Source organism: Paenibacillus sp. J22R160, from assembly GCF_059692135.1.
The window spans coordinates 635663-651993 of the sequence record NZ_JCAUAU010000002.1 but is presented as its reverse complement, the minus strand read 5'-3'; the positions used below and the strand labels follow the sequence as shown (position 1 = coordinate 651993).

Annotated in this window: 18 protein-coding genes and 1 riboswitch; all 18 genes read right to left on the bottom strand. The window is 41.5% G+C overall.

Annotated features, from left to right (window positions below; all coding sequences use genetic code 11):
* Nucleotides 1-28 precede the first annotated feature (28 nt).
* The 18 genes from AC58UW_RS06600 to tenA all read right to left on the bottom strand — a co-directional run bounded on the left by AC58UW_RS06600 (nucleotide 29) and on the right by tenA (nucleotide 16132).
* On the bottom strand, nucleotides 29-1204 hold the full coding sequence (locus AC58UW_RS06600) for an MFS transporter (protein WP_497419878.1): 1176 nt from the start codon (nucleotides 1202-1204) through the stop codon (nucleotides 29-31).
* 270 nt (nucleotides 1205-1474) lie between these two features.
* Complete coding sequence (locus AC58UW_RS06595; RefSeq protein ID WP_497419877.1) at nucleotides 1475-2104, bottom strand: nitroreductase family protein; 630 nt, start codon at nucleotides 2102-2104, stop codon at nucleotides 1475-1477.
* A gap of 65 nt (nucleotides 2105-2169) precedes the next feature.
* Nucleotides 2170-2715, bottom strand: a complete 546-nt coding sequence (locus AC58UW_RS06590; protein ID WP_497419876.1) for an OsmC family protein — start codon at nucleotides 2713-2715, stop codon at nucleotides 2170-2172.
* 50 nt (nucleotides 2716-2765) lie between these two features.
* Nucleotides 2766-3425, bottom strand: a complete 660-nt coding sequence (locus AC58UW_RS06585; RefSeq protein ID WP_497419875.1) for a carboxymuconolactone decarboxylase family protein — start codon at nucleotides 3423-3425, stop codon at nucleotides 2766-2768.
* Nucleotides 3426-3535: 110 nt separating this feature from the next.
* On the bottom strand, nucleotides 3536-4111 hold the full coding sequence (locus AC58UW_RS06580; RefSeq protein WP_497419874.1) for a TetR/AcrR family transcriptional regulator: 576 nt from the start codon (nucleotides 4109-4111) through the stop codon (nucleotides 3536-3538).
* Nucleotides 4112-4447: 336 nt separating this feature from the next.
* On the bottom strand, nucleotides 4448-5563 hold the full coding sequence (locus tag AC58UW_RS06575; RefSeq protein WP_497419873.1) for a GerAB/ArcD/ProY family transporter: 1116 nt from the start codon (nucleotides 5561-5563) through the stop codon (nucleotides 4448-4450).
* 10 nt (nucleotides 5564-5573) lie between these two features.
* Nucleotides 5574-6629: a Ger(x)C family spore germination protein gene (locus tag AC58UW_RS06570; RefSeq protein ID WP_497419872.1), complete on the bottom strand. Its 1056-nt coding sequence runs from the start codon at nucleotides 6627-6629 to the stop codon at nucleotides 5574-5576.
* 53 nt (nucleotides 6630-6682) lie between these two features.
* A complete protein-coding gene (locus AC58UW_RS06565; protein WP_497419871.1) occupies nucleotides 6683-8122 on the bottom strand; it encodes a spore germination protein in 1440 nt (479 codons plus the stop codon).
* Nucleotides 8123-8227: 105 nt separating this feature from the next.
* On the bottom strand, nucleotides 8228-8842 hold the full coding sequence (locus AC58UW_RS06560) for a cysteine hydrolase family protein (RefSeq protein ID WP_497419870.1): 615 nt from the start codon (nucleotides 8840-8842) through the stop codon (nucleotides 8228-8230).
* Between the two features lie 146 nt (nucleotides 8843-8988).
* Nucleotides 8989-10131, bottom strand: coding sequence for an acyltransferase domain-containing protein (locus AC58UW_RS06555; protein ID WP_497419869.1), 1143 nt, complete (start codon nucleotides 10129-10131; stop codon nucleotides 8989-8991).
* A gap of 166 nt (nucleotides 10132-10297) precedes the next feature.
* Nucleotides 10298-11542 carry a DUF4153 domain-containing protein gene (locus tag AC58UW_RS06550; protein WP_497419868.1) on the bottom strand — a complete coding sequence of 415 codons (1245 nt, stop codon included), beginning with the start codon at nucleotides 11540-11542 and terminating at the stop codon, nucleotides 10298-10300.
* 1 nt (nucleotide 11543) lies between these two features.
* Nucleotides 11544-11771, bottom strand: coding sequence for a helix-turn-helix domain-containing protein (locus AC58UW_RS06545; protein WP_497420003.1), 228 nt, complete (start codon nucleotides 11769-11771; stop codon nucleotides 11544-11546).
* 10 nt (nucleotides 11772-11781) lie between these two features.
* The gene (locus tag AC58UW_RS06540) at nucleotides 11782-12264 is read right to left on the bottom strand and encodes a DUF2975 domain-containing protein (RefSeq protein ID WP_497419867.1); all 483 of its coding nucleotides are present in this window, start codon (nucleotides 12262-12264) and stop codon (nucleotides 11782-11784) included.
* Nucleotides 12265-12438: 174 nt separating this feature from the next.
* Nucleotides 12439-13419, bottom strand: coding sequence for a hypothetical protein (locus AC58UW_RS06535; protein WP_497419866.1), 981 nt, complete (start codon nucleotides 13417-13419; stop codon nucleotides 12439-12441).
* An 88-nt stretch (nucleotides 13420-13507) separates the two neighbouring features.
* Nucleotides 13508-14281: a pirin family protein gene (locus AC58UW_RS06530; protein WP_497419865.1), complete on the bottom strand. Its 774-nt coding sequence runs from the start codon at nucleotides 14279-14281 to the stop codon at nucleotides 13508-13510.
* Between the two features lie 119 nt (nucleotides 14282-14400).
* Nucleotides 14401-14880, bottom strand: a complete 480-nt coding sequence (locus tag AC58UW_RS06525) for a MarR family winged helix-turn-helix transcriptional regulator (RefSeq protein WP_497419864.1) — start codon at nucleotides 14878-14880, stop codon at nucleotides 14401-14403.
* 86 nt (nucleotides 14881-14966) lie between these two features.
* Complete coding sequence (locus AC58UW_RS06520) at nucleotides 14967-15314, bottom strand: DoxX family protein (protein WP_497419863.1); 348 nt, start codon at nucleotides 15312-15314, stop codon at nucleotides 14967-14969.
* A gap of 146 nt (nucleotides 15315-15460) precedes the next feature.
* The gene (tenA, locus tag AC58UW_RS06515; RefSeq protein WP_497419862.1) at nucleotides 15461-16132 is read right to left on the bottom strand and encodes a thiaminase II; all 672 of its coding nucleotides are present in this window, start codon (nucleotides 16130-16132) and stop codon (nucleotides 15461-15463) included.
* A gap of 85 nt (nucleotides 16133-16217) precedes the next feature.
* Nucleotides 16218-16318: riboswitch (TPP riboswitch) on the bottom strand.
* Nucleotides 16319-16331: the final 13 nt, after the last annotated feature.

Here is a 16331-nt window from a genome sequence, read left to right as displayed (position 1 = left end):
CGTGACTTGATCCAAATTACGAAGATTATTAAGAAGTAATTCGCGAATAATAACGATTAAACTTTACTGAATAAATTAATACATAGATAACCATGAGCGCAGCAAACGAATTAATAAGAACCAACGAATAGTTCAAACTAAAAAAATGAGTCAGTACCCCAACACCAATAGGAGGAACAATGAATCCGGCATAGGCGCTAAAATAAAATGCCGAAATGACTCGCGGACGTTCTTCCGGTTTCGGCAACTGGCTGGCATACCTCAAAGAAACTTGGAATGTCCATCCGACACCAATTGCTTGAATGAAAAATCCTGTCCATAGTAAAAATAAACTCCCTTGCTGACCAGAAAATACAATGATCCACGATCCAATAATAAGAGCAAGGATTCCCGTACGCATCCGCGTGATAGGATTGCGCGGCCAAGGTGAAAACTGCATGAGGGCCCCGCCGCCTAGTAGTACAAGAATTAATAAACCCGAGACAGAGAGATTGTTAGTGTGAATAACGTTTTTAACAAATGAAGGAATAAGAGAAAATACAACTCCGCCTAACGTGAAAACAGTGAAGATGGGAAGTGCGACAAAAGACCAAAATTGGGAACGAATATTGTCAGGTACACCTAATGAAATTTTGGCTTTCACTGGCTTCTGCGCTTGAGATTGTTCGTGTTTCGGTAATATTTCAAGTACAACCAAGGAACTCAATAACATGACGAGCAGAAACCAATATGGTATACGAAGCGGCATCATATGAACATACTGAATGATTAAACCTGAAATAGCGGGTCCGAGGCCAAAACCAATATTTACAATAACACCTGATAACTTAATTGCAGTGCCTACTTTATTTTGAGCGGTTTGTTTTAATAAAAATGCACTAGCCGTACCTGTAAAAGTACCATATGCGATACCTTCCAAAATCCTTGCCCCAAATAGCATCAAAACATTAGAACTGGCTATAAAGAGCAACGTTGATGCAATTGAAAACCAAATACTATAGCGCAGCACTCTTTTTAATCCCCATACACTCCCTCTGGACCCCACGATAAGTAAAGTTGGCAACAGAACTGCGGCATAAACGGCAAATAGAATCGTAATTTCCAGACTGCTCAAACGAAAATGTTCGCCATACAAAGGGAATAAAGAAGAAATAAATGTAGCACCACAAGACATCATAAGAACTACCCAAAGCATTCTTTTCATAAAAGACTCCTTTTATTTACTTACTAGTTGATAAGTTAAATTCAAAAGTAACTGAACAATGACCATCTCCCTACCCTTATTCGTGTGCTGATTTCTGTTTTTCATACTAACTTACTAGTTGATAAGTTGTCAAGACTGCTACGAGAATCGCCATATAAAATCTAACAGGAGCAAGTTAGAGCAGCATAGACTTTTGAAACTAAGCAATAATAAGAAAAAGGCATAGCCTTCTTCGATAAAAAACGAAGAATAGTTATGCCTTTTAGTAACTTAAAATGTATTTGATACAGTAATTTGGTCAAAAGGTAAACGGGTGGTCCGTCTTGCTGGTCTTGTTGCCAATCCAACAGTAACCAGCATGATAGGCATGTAACGAGCAGGTACATGGAACGCTTCAACGAATTTCTCAACGTCGTAACCGCCCAGTGGCGAACTATCGTACCCCATTGCTTTGGCCGCGATCATAAGCTGCATAGCGGCGAGTGAGCCATTGCGGATAGCCTCGTCGCGCGCCGTATTCGGAAATTGGTAAGCTCCTTCGATTTGTGCCACAAAGCCCTCATATATTTTAGGGATAAATTCACCGTCAGTTCCGGGATTAAATGCGATTTCCGCATTTTTATTAGCCTCAAGGTCGCCTAGAACAGCGATAACGACGGAGCTTTCAACAACTTGTTGCTGACCGAATGCAATAGGAAGCAGCTTTTCTCTTTGAGCTGGCTCATCGATAATAAGAAACTTCCAATGCTGCAGGTTCCAGGAAGATGGCGCTTGAGAAGCGGATGTTATCATTTGCTGCAAATCTTTTTGAGGGATTTGATGGCCAGGCTGGTAATATTTCACCGAGTGGCGGTCTGCAATAACCTGTAGTAGTTCGGATTTAGCGTTTTGTTGACTCATTGGTAGTATTCCTCCAGTAGTTAATTTATTTTTTAAAAAATTCTTACTCTCTTATATAAGCAAGCTTATTTGCGTATAAAAGTTGGATTCACTTGAACGACTCTTGATAGTGAATTTTTAACAGTAGAAAGCTCCATAGTTAATGCAACCAATTCTTCTATAGTTTTGTCGTCCGCATCGCTAGCAACCGTAAGTTGAACGTCAATTTCGTTAAATCCAGGATTAGCTTTTCTTAACCCGACCAATACGTTTAAATCTAATTGTCCTGAAACATTAACCTCTAGAGAGTCTATTTTTATCCCTTTTCCATTAGCATTTAGTAGGAATGCAACAGACATACAAGAACCTAGTGCACTTAATAATAGTTCCGCTGGATTTGGACCTTTCTCAGAACCTCCTAGCCAGTTTGGCTCATCAACTGTAATAGGCTCATGGTCACCTACAATAGCTTTAGTTTGGAAGCCATTGGTCCACTTCACTGTAGATGACAAATCTACGATTCCTTTATCGGGGTTTTCCTTGTATGCCTTCGCTAGGTTCTCAAAGATACTCATATCGACACCATTGATGTTAGTCATTTTACATTGCTCCTTCATTTTTATTTTTTCCATGCTGTACGACACACGTATCTTGTACCTACCGTTTGGTACATTATAGTCGTTTAGGCTTCATCATAGGCATTCAATGCATTAACCCCATGAGCCATTGCAGAACCTGCTTTTAATGCTGTTGCTACCATAATAGCTTCAGCCATTTCTTCTTTTGTAACTTGAGCTTTTTTAGCCGCTTTTACGTGAACTTCAATACAATAGGGACATCCTGTCACATGGGCTATTGCAATTGCAATCAATTCTTTCTCTTTTACGCTTAGTTCCCCAGCTTTCATCGCTTGCTGATCAAATGAGATAAAGGATTTAAAAGCTGCTCCATCCAAAGATGAAAATTCTTTTAAACGATTTAAATAGGATAGTTTATATAATTCATCCTCATCTGTTTCGTCATATGCGTTTAAAGCATTAACACCATGAGCCATTGCTGATCCCGCTTTTAATGCTGTAGCTACCATAATGGCTTCTGCCATCTCTTCTCTTGTAGCCTCAGCTTTTTTAGCTCCTTTAACGTGAACTTCAATGCAATAAGGACAACCTGTAACGTGAGCGACGCCTACTGCGATTAATTCCTTTAACTTAGACGATAAGGCGCCTGGAGCTAAAGCCTTTTGATCAAAGCTGACAAATGCCCGGAATGCTTCACCACTATATTTATTAAATTCTCCGATACGATTGAAAGATGCCTTTCGATATAAACTATCGTTCCCCATTCGTAATTTCCCCTTCAGTTCAGTTTGTATACCAACCGTTCGGTACAGAATGATGATAGCATAAACCTCATGGCTTAGGCAAGGTAAATAGATTGAAAAAATTTGGCATTTTAAGATAGTTTATATTGGGATCGAATCACATCTAGAGCACTTGTGAGAAAACCAATATCATTCTGACTCTTCATGAGTAAAACGCCGCCTTCAATCGTAGCAACGATGGTTTGAGCATGCTTTTTGGCATCCATGGTTGGTGGATAATACCCTTGTTTGATTAATTCATTTAACGTCTTCTCTACTGAGTTAATCCAATTGTCAAAAATATATTGAATCTTTAATCGAAATGTCTCGTCATGCTCGCTCATTTCAATCGCTAGATTTCCAACAGGACACCCCGATTTCCCTGTCTCATCGGAATGGAATGCAAAGGATCGCTCCATCATTTTGTTTAATTTCGTAATTGGATCAAGGTTGGATTTAAAGATTCCCACAAATACATCCTGATCCCACTCTTTCACTAGATCCTCTACAACAGCCAGACCTAGATCGCGTTTCGATGAAAAGTAGTGGTAAAACTGACCTTTCCCTATCTTAGCGCCTTCCATAATATCGTTAATCGACGTGGCTTGATAACCTTTATAATATATAATATTCCTTGAGACTGTAATGATTTCTTGTAGTTTAGACATCTAGTATCCCCTTTTCACAGAAATATAATAACTTTGGCTATTGGAGCCTCTACAATAAATGAAGGAGACAGGTCTATATCATTTATTGCAAAATAATACAGTCAATTCTGCCCTCTGTCAACTCATGACTCATAAGTCTAAGGAAAGAAGGTTACTATAAATGTGTCGATCATCCATCCTATAGCTTTGTTCAAATCAATTGGTTTTTTAAGTACAATGCTCAGCCATGAAATAAGACCGATGCAAGTAATCGCGACGAAAGCTCGTTTTTCATGACGCGGGGATTTTATTCTGCTGCTTATCATTAATCCACCTACCAGGAAAACGATAAATAGGCTAAGAAGACTGATCATCCTGCACGGTCCTTCCCTTCCCTTTTTTCTTTTTGCGCAACAAGGAGACGAAAAGCAATAACAACGGAAATCCGATTCCGAACGGCACATAATAGATAAAAAGATAGTTATGAACCCAAGTTGCGTTTTCGGTTATGTTTGAAAACAGTGTTGCATAGCTGGAGATCACCCACACTAAGGGGTACGCAACCATAGCTCGATTCTGAATGGCAAACAGCTGGCAGATCGCTGTGACTGAAAAATAATAAAGCGCGCTTAGTTTTACAAAGACGACTAATATGATGTTCACGGAGAGAACTGACTCGAAGTGCTCCATAAAACTAGAGAACTCCATTTCCCTGAAGATAACATACCCTGGGTAAATAAGATGCGACGATCGATAGACCCCTAATATACCTATGATAAAAAAGACAGAAATGACGATTTGGATGCCACCGAAGGCCGTTCCACCCAGAAAGGCAGTCTTGAGCTTCTGGCGCACCAGAGGGAAGATCATCATAAAGGAAACCGTCTCCAAATAGGGAAACCCAAGAGCGTATTTCGTATTCGCAACTGTGGGCCAAAATTCAAAATCGAATGGAATCGAGAAATTTCTCCAATCCCACTCCGTTAACATAACGGTAAATGGAACCCAGTAGGTGACGGAGATGTAGGGGACAACAATAATGCTAACCAACGCAATCGAGCGAATGCCTCTAACGGCAGCATAAGCGCAAACGATTAAAGTTACCGTGTGAAAAACGATTTGAGGTGTTTTAGGCATCAGCGTAACGTGCATGAAGTCGCTTACATTTCGTGTAACCCACGAAGTAATTTGTAGAAAGAATACGATATAACAAAGCGAGACGAGCCCGCCTAAATATTTCCCAAGGACTTTATTGGAGATTTGGATAAGCGAGAGTCCGGGATGCCGACCAGAAAGATAGATCCATAAAACACCGATCACCATCCCGAACCCCAGGCTCCATAATTGAACAACCCATCCATACTGCTTCGCATCCATGATCGAAGCAGTTGGCAGTAAGAGAAAGGTTGTTCCTAACACGAAACAAGCCGTAACAAAAGTCATTTGAATAGCACTTAACGATGTTTTCTCCAATGGAAATCTCCTACTCGTATGGTGTAATCGTGTTACCCATGAACGTTACTTTCGACTGAATATCGAACTCCACAGCAATATCCTTCCACTTCCCGTAACCTTGTCTCGTATCACCAATCCCGAGCAAGTCCCAATCATGCTCGCGTGCAAACTGAGCAAACCTCTCACTCTTTTCTAAATAATAGGTGTCGAATGACTTTGTTAGATCTTCTATATTCTCTAAAGTGAATTTTTGATTTTGCTCATTATCCACAATTTCCAGCTCCGCATCGATGCGAATCGTCATGACCTTGTCAGACTTCCACTTTCGATTGATCTGAATATCCTTCACTTCCAAATCGACACTATCTCCTTGTACCGTTATCGATTCATTGCTGCGATGTGCATACCCGTTTAAGATGTAGAATTGGCTTTTCATATCATTATCGACTTTCCCCACCATTTTGGCTTGGCTGAAGACAGCTCCTCCTTTGATATGGAAAACTTCCTTGGTAGCATCGATTCTTTCTAACCTGTCCGTTGATGAAGAAGGCGGTTCACCTAAATATTGAATGATGGGAATAATGGTCGGTCTACTGAATGGGATACCTGCAATGATATCCTTCACTTTGATTGGAAATTGCTTCATCCTATAGGTTTCTGCTTGCAAATCAAGCATCAATCGTATACTTCGGCCCGGTACTCGATCTAGTAGCGTAAACGATTTGGTAATCTTTGAAACCGGTTCGTCCGTAAGTGCGATATAGACATTCGTTCGACGTTGCGGAAAACTATCCAAGAAGTTAGACACTTTCTTCAACCCTGATCTCGCTTCTCTCTCGGAAACGATATAACATTGCAGATTAGATGTATAAACTTTTCTGGACAATACATTGGTAGATTTCTCCACGATTTGCGCTGGGCTATCAGCTGAGAATTTATACGTATATACCGCCGCTTTGGAGGGTCCCGTTTTTCTAGACTCAAGGGTTGGAGGATTTAACACCTGATAGTAAGCATAGTAGTTGTTCTCGTCGCGATCCAACACGATCATATCCACAAGAGCCAATTGGTTGATTTCCTTCATATCCCAGCATCCTGGACAGATCATTAGAACGCTGATAGTCAGCAATAGTTTTATCAAGGCGTCTCCGGTTCCCTATTTTTATTTGGTCGATTTCGATGCATTAACGGTCTGGAAATACGAATAAATGTGTCTCTCCAAGCGGATTTTCGTATAGGTGCCAGCGGTGCGAAGAAAGGAACACCAAAGGATCGAATCGAGACAACATGAATCAAAAGAAAATAGACTCCACACATTAACCCAAAAAAGCCCAGAAAACTGGCCAAAATCATAAACATAAATTGAATAATTCGCTGAGCAATTCCAAACCCATACGTCGGAGCAACGAAGTTGGCAATGGCCGTAATCGAAACAACAATGATCATCGCCGCTGATACGATTCCCGCTTCTACGGCAGCTTGGCCAAGTACCAATGCGCCTACAATTGAAATCGCTTGGCCGGCAATCCGGGGCATACGCAGCCCTGCTTCGCGAAGTACTTCGAACACGAATAACATGATGAAAGCCTCGATCGCTCCCGGGAATGGAACCCCTTCTCGCTGCGCGGCAAGGTTGGCAAGCATGACCCCAGGAAGCAAATCCTGATGGTAGCTAGCTACAGAAATATACAAAGAAGGCGTAAAGATGGAGATAATAAAAGCGCACATGCGGAGCCAGCGCAATAAGGTGGCGATATCCGCCCGTTGGTAATAATCTTCTGGCGCAGAGAATAACTGAAAGAAGGTAATCGGACCTGCTAATACGATGGGGGTACCGTCCGTGATTACAGCCGCTTGTCCTTCCAATAGTTTGGCAACAATTGCATCAGGTCTCTCTGAGGCGATGAATTGCGGGAACGGCGTCAAGGCTTTATCCTGTATAAACTCTTCAATATAAGAACTCTCAAGTATACTGTCCGTTTGAATAGCCTTCAGTCTTTTCCTAAATTCATCGACGAGCTCCGGAACTGCGATTCCACGCATAAATAACAAACATATCGTCGTATTGCTTTCCGAACCGATCACCATTTTTTCAATGACGAGCTTTTCGTTCTTTAGACGCTTTCGAATCAACGAGACATTACGTGACCAATCCTCCACGAATCCTTCCCTAGGTCCTCTGACCACGGACTCCATTTCCGGCTCCGTTATGCTACGTTGCTCTTGTTTACGAACATTAATAGACACACCTTCCCCTATTGCAGGAAGCACAATACATTGCCCATCTAATAATTCTTTGATACAATCGTCCAACCCGTCGACTGTCTTGACTTCCACCTGGTGAAACGCAGTCAACAACCATTGAAGAGAAGCTTTGTTTTCAGCAACCTCTTGTTGTGGGGATAGGATTCTACAAATTACAAGTTCATCTATGAGTTGCTTATTCGTTAGCGTCGTTAAATAAAGACAAGTCAGTATTGTCTTTTCGTCAACGATGAACGTTTTCATCATTAGATCAGGCGGGTTTACGAGCCTTTCTTTAATTGTTTCCGGCAGTACTGCTCGTTGAATGTCCACTGTATATCCCCCTATTTTAAAAAAGTTTCCCTGTTTGCAGGAAAATTATTCTATAGGAGTCTTGTGCCTGTCATGTTTTATCGTAATCACTATTTTTTCTCCTTCTTACAGTTCTGCAAGAAGCTCTTCCGTAGTCATAATAGCATGTGCAAACGTTGGCCCATTAATTTCATGCGCCGCATGCATGGCCTCTTTACTAAAAGCTGTAGTTGCATCTTTAACAAGGGTCACATGGTAACCAAGTTCCACGCCGAAGCGCGCAGTCGCTTCGATGCACGTATTGGCTAACGCGCCGATAACGATAATCTTTTGAACGCCATGCATTTTAAGCTGATGATCAAGGTCCGTGTTGGCAAATCCGCTGCTAGCCCAATGCTCCTTAATAATCACATCCCCCTTTTGAGGTTGAAAGTCAGCATGAAATTCCCCGCCCCAAGAATCTTTAGCAAACGCCTGTGATTTTTGGGATTTGACCTGATTAGGATTAGGATACAACCAAGTAGCGAAGTCATCTGGTTCAGATCTGTGATGGGGAACAAAAAATACACGAATACCGGCTTTTCGAGCCCCAGCAACGATCTCTTTTAAATGTCCATGGAAGTTTACCGATTCAGATACTTCTCGAGCCCGATCATACAACTTGCCTCCCGGTGCGATGAAGTCATTGTAAGGGTCGACCAATAGAAGCCCTGTCATTGTTTTATCATAACTGTTTGTCAATTGGATGAATTCCTTTCCATTTTTGATATCATAAAGCAACTTTCGTCCAAGTCATTTTTCCCTATCCGATATCGTCTTAACCATAATGCGAAAACGTAAAAAAGCTGCCGATCATACCCGGCAGCTTCGTACTCACATGCTTTTCTTCATTTGTCATAGGATACTGATCCAAAATCACCGCATAAATCAAGAAAGATCCCATTCATATCAAAAATCTCTTTATCTTCTTCTACATATTGAAGGACTTGTTTCCTTAACGATGTGTCGGGTTTGGCGTCTTTGACCTCAGTCAATTCATTAAATACAAAATTCCATAGGAATCGCACGGAACCCGCGGTCGGATACAGGTAGAATTGCTGCTGGAACTTTATGATATTGCTGGAAGGCGGCAGCATCTCCCGAAGTTGGGGAGTAAAGAGCCACGTGTGGCAAACCATGCCTTTATACTTGACCTCTGGAAAGTAGTTGGCATAAAATTCCTTCGCTTTTTGATAGGTGTCTTTTATAGATTCCATATTAAAAGCAGTATCTCTTGGGATGTGGATTTCAAGCAAAGTATCATCCTTGTCCAGCACTTTTTCCCATTCATCTCTTTTTAGCTTTACTTGGTCCTGAGAGCCTTTGCCAATAGGAGTAATTGGATGTCCGATGAAATAATCTTCCGTTTCCGCATATTTCGTTACAAAGCCATCGGTAGTCTTCTCTTTTTTACAAACACCTTGCATATCACCGTTTGATCTTAACTCCATACCTTCACCGCACAAGAGTAAAAAACTTTCTTCCTTGGCATTGTAGAATCCTTTGACGACTCCGGAAAATTGGGTAGCTAGAAATTGCATGCCGCCAATCCGAAACATTCTGGCTTCGAGATGCCTCCAGATCCAGCTGAAATTTCTAATGGCATAGTATCCCACTAGATTGTAGGCATTTTGTACCCATACTCCGATATCCCTTAAGGTTTCTACGAATAGCTCCTCACTCAGTCCCCACTCGGCATATTTCTGCTCGGCAAGAGGCAGTCTTTGCAAGGCTGCATGCAGATAAAACAGAGATGCTTCATTTCCGAACGTTTCTTCCACGTAAGGATCAATGGTCAATGGTTCCCAAACTGTCGTCCAGTAGCCACTTTCAATATTTTTTTTGTAAAATTCCTTATAAATATCTAATAGTTTTTGATCATTGTTCAATTTATTGGCGACGTCCACCAATATTTCGGTAGCTCCTTCAGGCATCAAAATTTTCCTGCAGTATTGCTGTGTTATGTCTTTTGATAGTAACAAAAGTTCCATGATTGTTGTACACCTCTCCTATTAAACAATTGCAAATTAGCCAATAAGCCGTGTTAGTATGTAATTTTAGCTGTAGCGACCAAATTCATTGTCACCAGCTATCAACTAACAAGTTTACAGCATATAGGAGGTTCCTCGCAATAAAATCTGGAGATGAACACCACTACTAAAAAATCAAAGGAAAAGTGAATGCAACGAGGGCTGCCCACAGTCCGTAAATCGGCAAATATTTCGTAACCGCGTCCTGAATGGTTGATGGTCCTGTTTTATTTTGCAGAAAACGCAGATAGGAGATCATAATCCATATCAGATTTGCCCAGACAAGTATGTTTACTCCAAGAACAGCAATCCTGTTAGGTGTAATCCCATAGGAAGAAAGCCTGAACACTATAGCAGATAAAGCAACACTGTCAATGATAAGCGCAAGGATAATTAGCGCAAAATTGATATAATCAGAAATGCTTTTTCTCTCGTCTTTGCCACTCTCCGAAATGGAGAATATGGTAACGGCTAATACACTAAGGAGTATCCCATTGAAGGATAGGAGGAAATTGCGATCCATGAATGGATTTTTCCCGACCGAAAATACCGTTACTAGATAGGCAACCAAAGTAATTAGTACAAGAGGACTAAAAATTTTGGCTATATAAGGTGCAATATTTTTGGCAAGTTTAAGGTTTCTTGACACCAGATATGTAGCCACGATTGCCAGAGCGGCGGCACCAAATAACACGATATTTTTAAAGTAAAATTCCGTTATATCCATGCCGACAATTCGAAATAACTGCATGGTTAATGCCGTAAGCAGCCCTCCGCTGATCGCCATAATGGCGTAAAGGATGCCAAATTCCCCGTTAAATTTGAGAAAAGCTAGTCTTGCGCTGCCTTTGCCAAATTCATTTCCTGTAAAAGCTAGCCCGACTAATATCCATAAGAAAATCGGAAGGTGTATATAAGCCAGGATAATACTATCATTTTGCTCGAGCGGCAGCATATTCAGATAAAACACCGAGATGATGAATAACGATGCAAGGATATAAAGAATTTTTTTTCTAGGGAAATTGTTATATACAAAATAGGCGGCCACAAAAGGCAGTATGCCAAAAACAAGGTTCATATGGGCGATTGATTGCTGTTCAGCAAACTGAAAAATGAACCTGCTGACAAGCCCAGCCAGAATGGCTAAAATGCCCATGGATAGGAAATCTCTTTGGAACAACGATGATTTCTCTGTATTCGCCGACTCCTTGAAATTCAGTCTTTCAAACCAGATCGCAAGCACCTGTGAATCGGGGTTTTGTTCCCACGCGGTTGAGAATGATTTTTTAAAAGCATCAGGGTCTTTTCTAAACATTCTCTCCAGTTCATGAGGGTTAGCCAAGTTTTGCATAATCAAATTGCTAATCTCCATGTTAGTCCTCCCCTTCCATGTCATCGCTTTCTTGATATTCCAAAATGTCGCCAGGCTGACAGTCTAATGCCTTACAAATCGCCTCTAACGTTGAGAATCGAATCGCTTTTGCCTTTCCATTCTTCAATATGGAGAGATTGGCCATGGTGATACCAACTCGCTCCGTAAGTTCGGTTACACTCATTTTTCTTTTGGCCAGCATCACGTCAATATTAATAATAATCGCCATAATGTTCACCTCAGACCGTCAAATCATTTTCAGATTTTATATCAATAGCCTCTTTTAATAGCTTCTGGAGAACAGCTGCAAAAACTGCGATAACGATGGAAGCAAATATCAGAACCAATCCGATAACAATGATACCCGGGGCATCGTCTTTCTCGGCTATCAGATAGAAAAGCGGCAAGCCAACCACATACAAGCCACTGAATGCAATTGCGCAGTATTTGATTATCTTTAGAGCTCGGACAGATAATTCTGAGAAAGCTTTGCTCTTGTCAATGTAGCCTAGAAGTTTAAAAGCTTGATACAGAGCAAAATAGAAGGGGATCGCTGTTGCATACAAATCCATCAAAACCAGATAATTCAAGTAACCATGATCAGGATACAATTCTACGGCATAACTCGCTATCTTTGGCACCAAAAATAGGCACAATGCCAGCACGGGGATTCCAATCAGAATTAAGGCTGCTTTTAGAAAAAATGTAGATCCTTGTTTCATAACATGCACCTCACTTCGTTATTTTCGATTTTTAATTTAACATATTATTTATCGTTTTACAATAAATAATTACCGATTATAGCTATATTTTTGTTCTTTAGTTGAACTCCCTTGTTGATAAACAGAAAAAGAGCACTCCTCTTTACAAGGAAATGCTCTTTCGTCCCTTACTTATCATCCATAATTAGCCGTGTAGACTTCCAGAATTTTGGCATCCAGCGCTGTTCGATTCATTTGTTTCAGTCCCATATGTATGACGCGGAGGGCTTTATCATTCAACTGGGCGCCATCCCCGATCATGTCCAGATCTCCTTCGTACTTCAGTCCCGCCTTGCTATCGATATCCACCTTCATTGAACTATCATCAATAAAAGCTGGCATTGAGAAAATATGGATAATCTTAGCTGGTTTCTTCAGCGCCATTTTGTCTTTGTAACCATTCGCTTCAGTCTTACTTTTCGTGATAAAGGAATGGCCTCTACTCCACTTATTGTAAGTGGCGTTGGCAGCGGCGTCTTCACGACCGTGCGTGCTGATCCCTGAACCTTTCCCGCCTTTGCTCGCTTTAATGCCTCCGGCAAGAATATTAGCGACATTTTCCTCAAACGTTGCGTGATAGAAAATCGTCGCCGCTAACACCGCTTTAATCGCTAGCTCAATCGCTCCTCCAGGGTCGGCAATCGTATCGGATACTTGGTTTTTTCTTGGATTCAGGAACATGGCTTTGAACGGTTCTTTGTTAACAACGATTTCTGCTAGCTCCCTCTCGGTATGCGTTTGGTTCACATAAACCGCCATAGCATCCTTTACTTCACCCGCGTAGTTCGGCATGCCATCTTTACCTTCACTTCGATCCCTCATTTTCGTCCATAAGGCGCTAAGCTTAATATGTGTCCAGGTGACTTTCGCTTCATCATCAAGCGAACGTTGGATGACAGTCCCTTGAGCAGTTTGCGAGGTGATTCGTCTTTGAACCATATGTGCCACTGCTTGATTCCCAATCGTGCGTTGAAGCTGCATCATTTGCGATAAACTCGCCATGGAATTCGTATCATAAGCTAGCTGCTCGGATGCTTTTGTAGCTTCTGTGGACTTGTAAGTAGGACTAGACATACTTGTCTGCTGTGCTGCATGTTGCCTTCCCGCTGAACTCATTATTCAACCCCTTTTCCTCCATATAGGTGCTATATTATAGAAAATTATACCTTATATTATCGGAATTTGGGTAGATTATCTTAAATCCTTATCTAGCTTTATTATACAAAGGATATTCGACTTTCGTCGGGATCTCAATGATAAACATTCGAAGCTTCTCACCTTCAGCGCGAACGTTCACTTCTATTTCTCCTTCGGCTTGAACAATCGAGAAGTCTTTATTTTTAAAGGAGATGCGATTCTCCTCTGAAGTCCATATCAAGCCACTCTCACCGCGAAACGCTAAAGCTGCGAACGTGCGGTTTGGCAATAGCCGATGGGTATACGTTGCCCCGATTTCAACTTCGATATCGTACATATTTACGTCGGTTACAAGTTTTTGGATCGGTGAACCTTCCCCCACTACCGTCTTCACATATACGCCTTCCTGAGTTATTCGCGGGAATTCTTCGTTATGAAAAAAGGTATAAGTGGGTTTGCGTTTCAGCGCATCATGAAAGTAAGGCTCAAGCCAAATTTGAAAGCCTTCGTATCCCGCAACGACCGTTTCGGCATGCTGCACACCCGATCCTGTTTGCATCAGTTGAACGTCGCCTGCTTCAAGTGTACTCTCCGTGCCGAGTGTGTCGCGGTGAGTGCCTTTTCCGCTGATACCGTAAGTTAAAATTTCAAACCCCTTATGTGGATGAAAGCCGATGCCGCCTTCCTTCAGCGCATGCCCCCATGACCAGTAAAAAAGAGGTCCAAGCCGAACGGTGGCAGCTCCTTGGCCAGAAAAGCCTAGCGGTTTCTGCGCGAAAATTCTCCCACCGTCGAATGATTCTTTCCCTTGAAACTCTGGACCAAGAACTTGAATGTTCATTCCCATCTCTCCTCAATTATCATATACTCATATAATATAACAATATATATTATAATAATAGGATAATTTTTTACCAATAAAAAACGACCCTCATTCCTTATCAGCTGAGGGTCGCCTTTTTACGTCTTCTCATGTTCATTTGCATCGCTTTGACGATTCTTGATGCCATACCCTATTTTCTTAAGCATCTCAATGAGCGCGAGCTTCTCTTCATCCGTCACAAAGGACAGATTATCAGAGATCGCCTGGGCATGATGCGGGAAAATCGTATCAAAGTAGCTTCGTCCTTCTCCGGTCAATGCCACATTCACTTTACGACGGTCACCCGGGATTGGAAGACGTTCTACGAGCCCCTTCTTCTCAAGCTTGTCTACCACATAAGTGATACTCCCACTTGGAATCAAGAAAGTCTCGCTTATTTTCTGTATAGGGTGAGGACCTTTATTGTATAGAAACTCAAGAATCTGGAAAGTTTCGGTACTGAGGTCGAAGCTTTCAATGTTGCTCTTCAAGGTGCCATACAACTCTGTTACCATGTTTCTTATGACACGTATTAGCCTTAAATCAAGCTCTATACCCTCTTTATCGCGTTCAGTCATACGCCAACCACCTTATCTTGCTTTCTTATACACAAGGATATTCCACTTCTGTCAGAATTTCAATTAGAAAAAATCGACGGTCTATCTCAGCTCAGTTTCAAAGTAATGACAATAACAGCCAGTATGAACAAAATAATTGGCATCATTGCTTTAGCAACTGGATCTTTCACTCGAACCAGATGAACTAGAGCGGCAATAAACATGGTGATTGCCATTAGAATACCACCAATTATGGCATACGGACTAACCCAAATGCCAATAATAATGATAGCGGCGGATAGCACTTCAAACAAACCTGTAAAGATCCTCATACCCGACGATAGCCGATATCTCTTAAATTCTTCTACCATCTGTTTGTTGCCGAACTTCATGAAACCAAATAGCAGAAATCCAATTCCTAAAATAATTTGAAGCACGATGGACAAAATATGCATATGAAGCACCCCTATTAATAATTTATATAACGTTAGTTATTCTATTATTAGAATATATATTAGTCAAGATATAAATTTAGAACGATTTGAATGAAAAAAAAGGAGCTGCCGCGTGGCAATCTCCTTGTACTCTTTCCTAATGCTAGCTATTCAGCTGGCCAAGTTTCCATATGGTAAGCCATCTCCCAGAACAAATATTCATAGCGCGTCGTGTTCAGAAATATCTCTTCCAACTTCATCAACTCGGATTCCGGCTTACCATCGGTTAGCTGATCCAGCAGCCCGATACACCACTGTGCTAACCCCCCGAACTCTTCCGAGCTATACATCTTAATCCAATCACCATAATAGGAATGTTCGCTAGCTCCAGGTAAACGGCTTAGATCTTTGCCAATTTCGGAATAACTCCACATGCAAGGAAGCAGCGCAGCAGTTAGCTCTGCTAACGATCCGTTTTGCGCCGTATGCAGCATATAATGTGTGTAGGCCAGTGTAACAGGTGATGGTTTTGCCAGTTCCAACTCCTCTTCGGTGATGCCGAACCGAGCGGCATACGCCCTGTGAAGGGACATTTCTTCATTCAATGTTGAGTCCAGCAGACCAGCAACCATGCCCATGACTGCCAAATCGTCCGACTTTACCGCTCCTAATGCGAACAGTTTGGCATAATCTTTTAAATATACATAATCTTGAATCATGTAAAAGCGAAACTTCTCTAAAGAAAGCGTGCCGTCTCCCATTTCCTGAACAAACGGATGGTTGTGATTCTTCCGCCATACCGGCTGCAGTCGCTCATATAAACGTTTTGAAAAAGTCATCATCTTGTCCCCTTTTTTATGTATCTAGTCAAATCAAAAAACCGCTCTCTGATAGAAAGCGGCTGCGTTATGATATAGGAATCCAAACGACATACAACCACTTCCCTTCGCTAGCATTACCTAGATCAGGTGTAAGGGTTAAGACCTAAGTCTTTCTCAGCTATGACAGCACCCCTAGTGTTCAATACGATTCAATTGT

Coding starts and splice junctions, on each gene's coding strand:
- AC58UW_RS06550 (WP_497419868.1), bottom strand. CDS start 11,542: ATGGAGATTAGCAATTTGATTATGCAAAACTTGGCTAACCCTCATGAA.
- AC58UW_RS06585 (WP_497419875.1), bottom strand. CDS start 3,425: ATGGGGAACGATAGTTTATATCGAAAGGCATCTTTCAATCGTATCGGA.
- AC58UW_RS06545 (WP_497420003.1), bottom strand. CDS start 11,771: ATGGCGATTATTATTAATATTGACGTGATGCTGGCCAAAAGAAAAATG.
- AC58UW_RS06570 (WP_497419872.1), bottom strand. CDS start 6,629: ATGAAGGAAATCAACCAATTGGCTCTTGTGGATATGATCGTGTTGGAT.
- AC58UW_RS06580 (WP_497419874.1), bottom strand. CDS start 4,111: ATGTCTAAACTACAAGAAATCATTACAGTCTCAAGGAATATTATATAT.
- AC58UW_RS06530 (WP_497419865.1), bottom strand. CDS start 14,281: ATGAACATTCAAGTTCTTGGTCCAGAGTTTCAAGGGAAAGAATCATTC.
- AC58UW_RS06595 (WP_497419877.1), bottom strand. CDS start 2,104: ATGAGTCAACAAAACGCTAAATCCGAACTACTACAGGTTATTGCAGAC.
- AC58UW_RS06535 (WP_497419866.1), bottom strand. CDS start 13,419: ATGAGTTCAGCGGGAAGGCAACATGCAGCACAGCAGACAAGTATGTCT.
- tenA (WP_497419862.1), bottom strand. CDS start 16,132: ATGACTTTTTCAAAACGTTTATATGAGCGACTGCAGCCGGTATGGCGG.
- AC58UW_RS06600 (WP_497419878.1), bottom strand. CDS start 1,204: ATGAAAAGAATGCTTTGGGTAGTTCTTATGATGTCTTGTGGTGCTACA.
- AC58UW_RS06540 (WP_497419867.1), bottom strand. CDS start 12,264: ATGAAACAAGGATCTACATTTTTTCTAAAAGCAGCCTTAATTCTGATT.
- AC58UW_RS06590 (WP_497419876.1), bottom strand. CDS start 2,715: ATGGAAAAAATAAAAATGAAGGAGCAATGTAAAATGACTAACATCAAT.
- AC58UW_RS06520 (WP_497419863.1), bottom strand. CDS start 15,314: ATGCATATTTTGTCCATCGTGCTTCAAATTATTTTAGGAATTGGATTT.
- AC58UW_RS06525 (WP_497419864.1), bottom strand. CDS start 14,880: ATGACTGAACGCGATAAAGAGGGTATAGAGCTTGATTTAAGGCTAATA.
- AC58UW_RS06555 (WP_497419869.1), bottom strand. CDS start 10,131: ATGGAACTTTTGTTACTATCAAAAGACATAACACAGCAATACTGCAGG.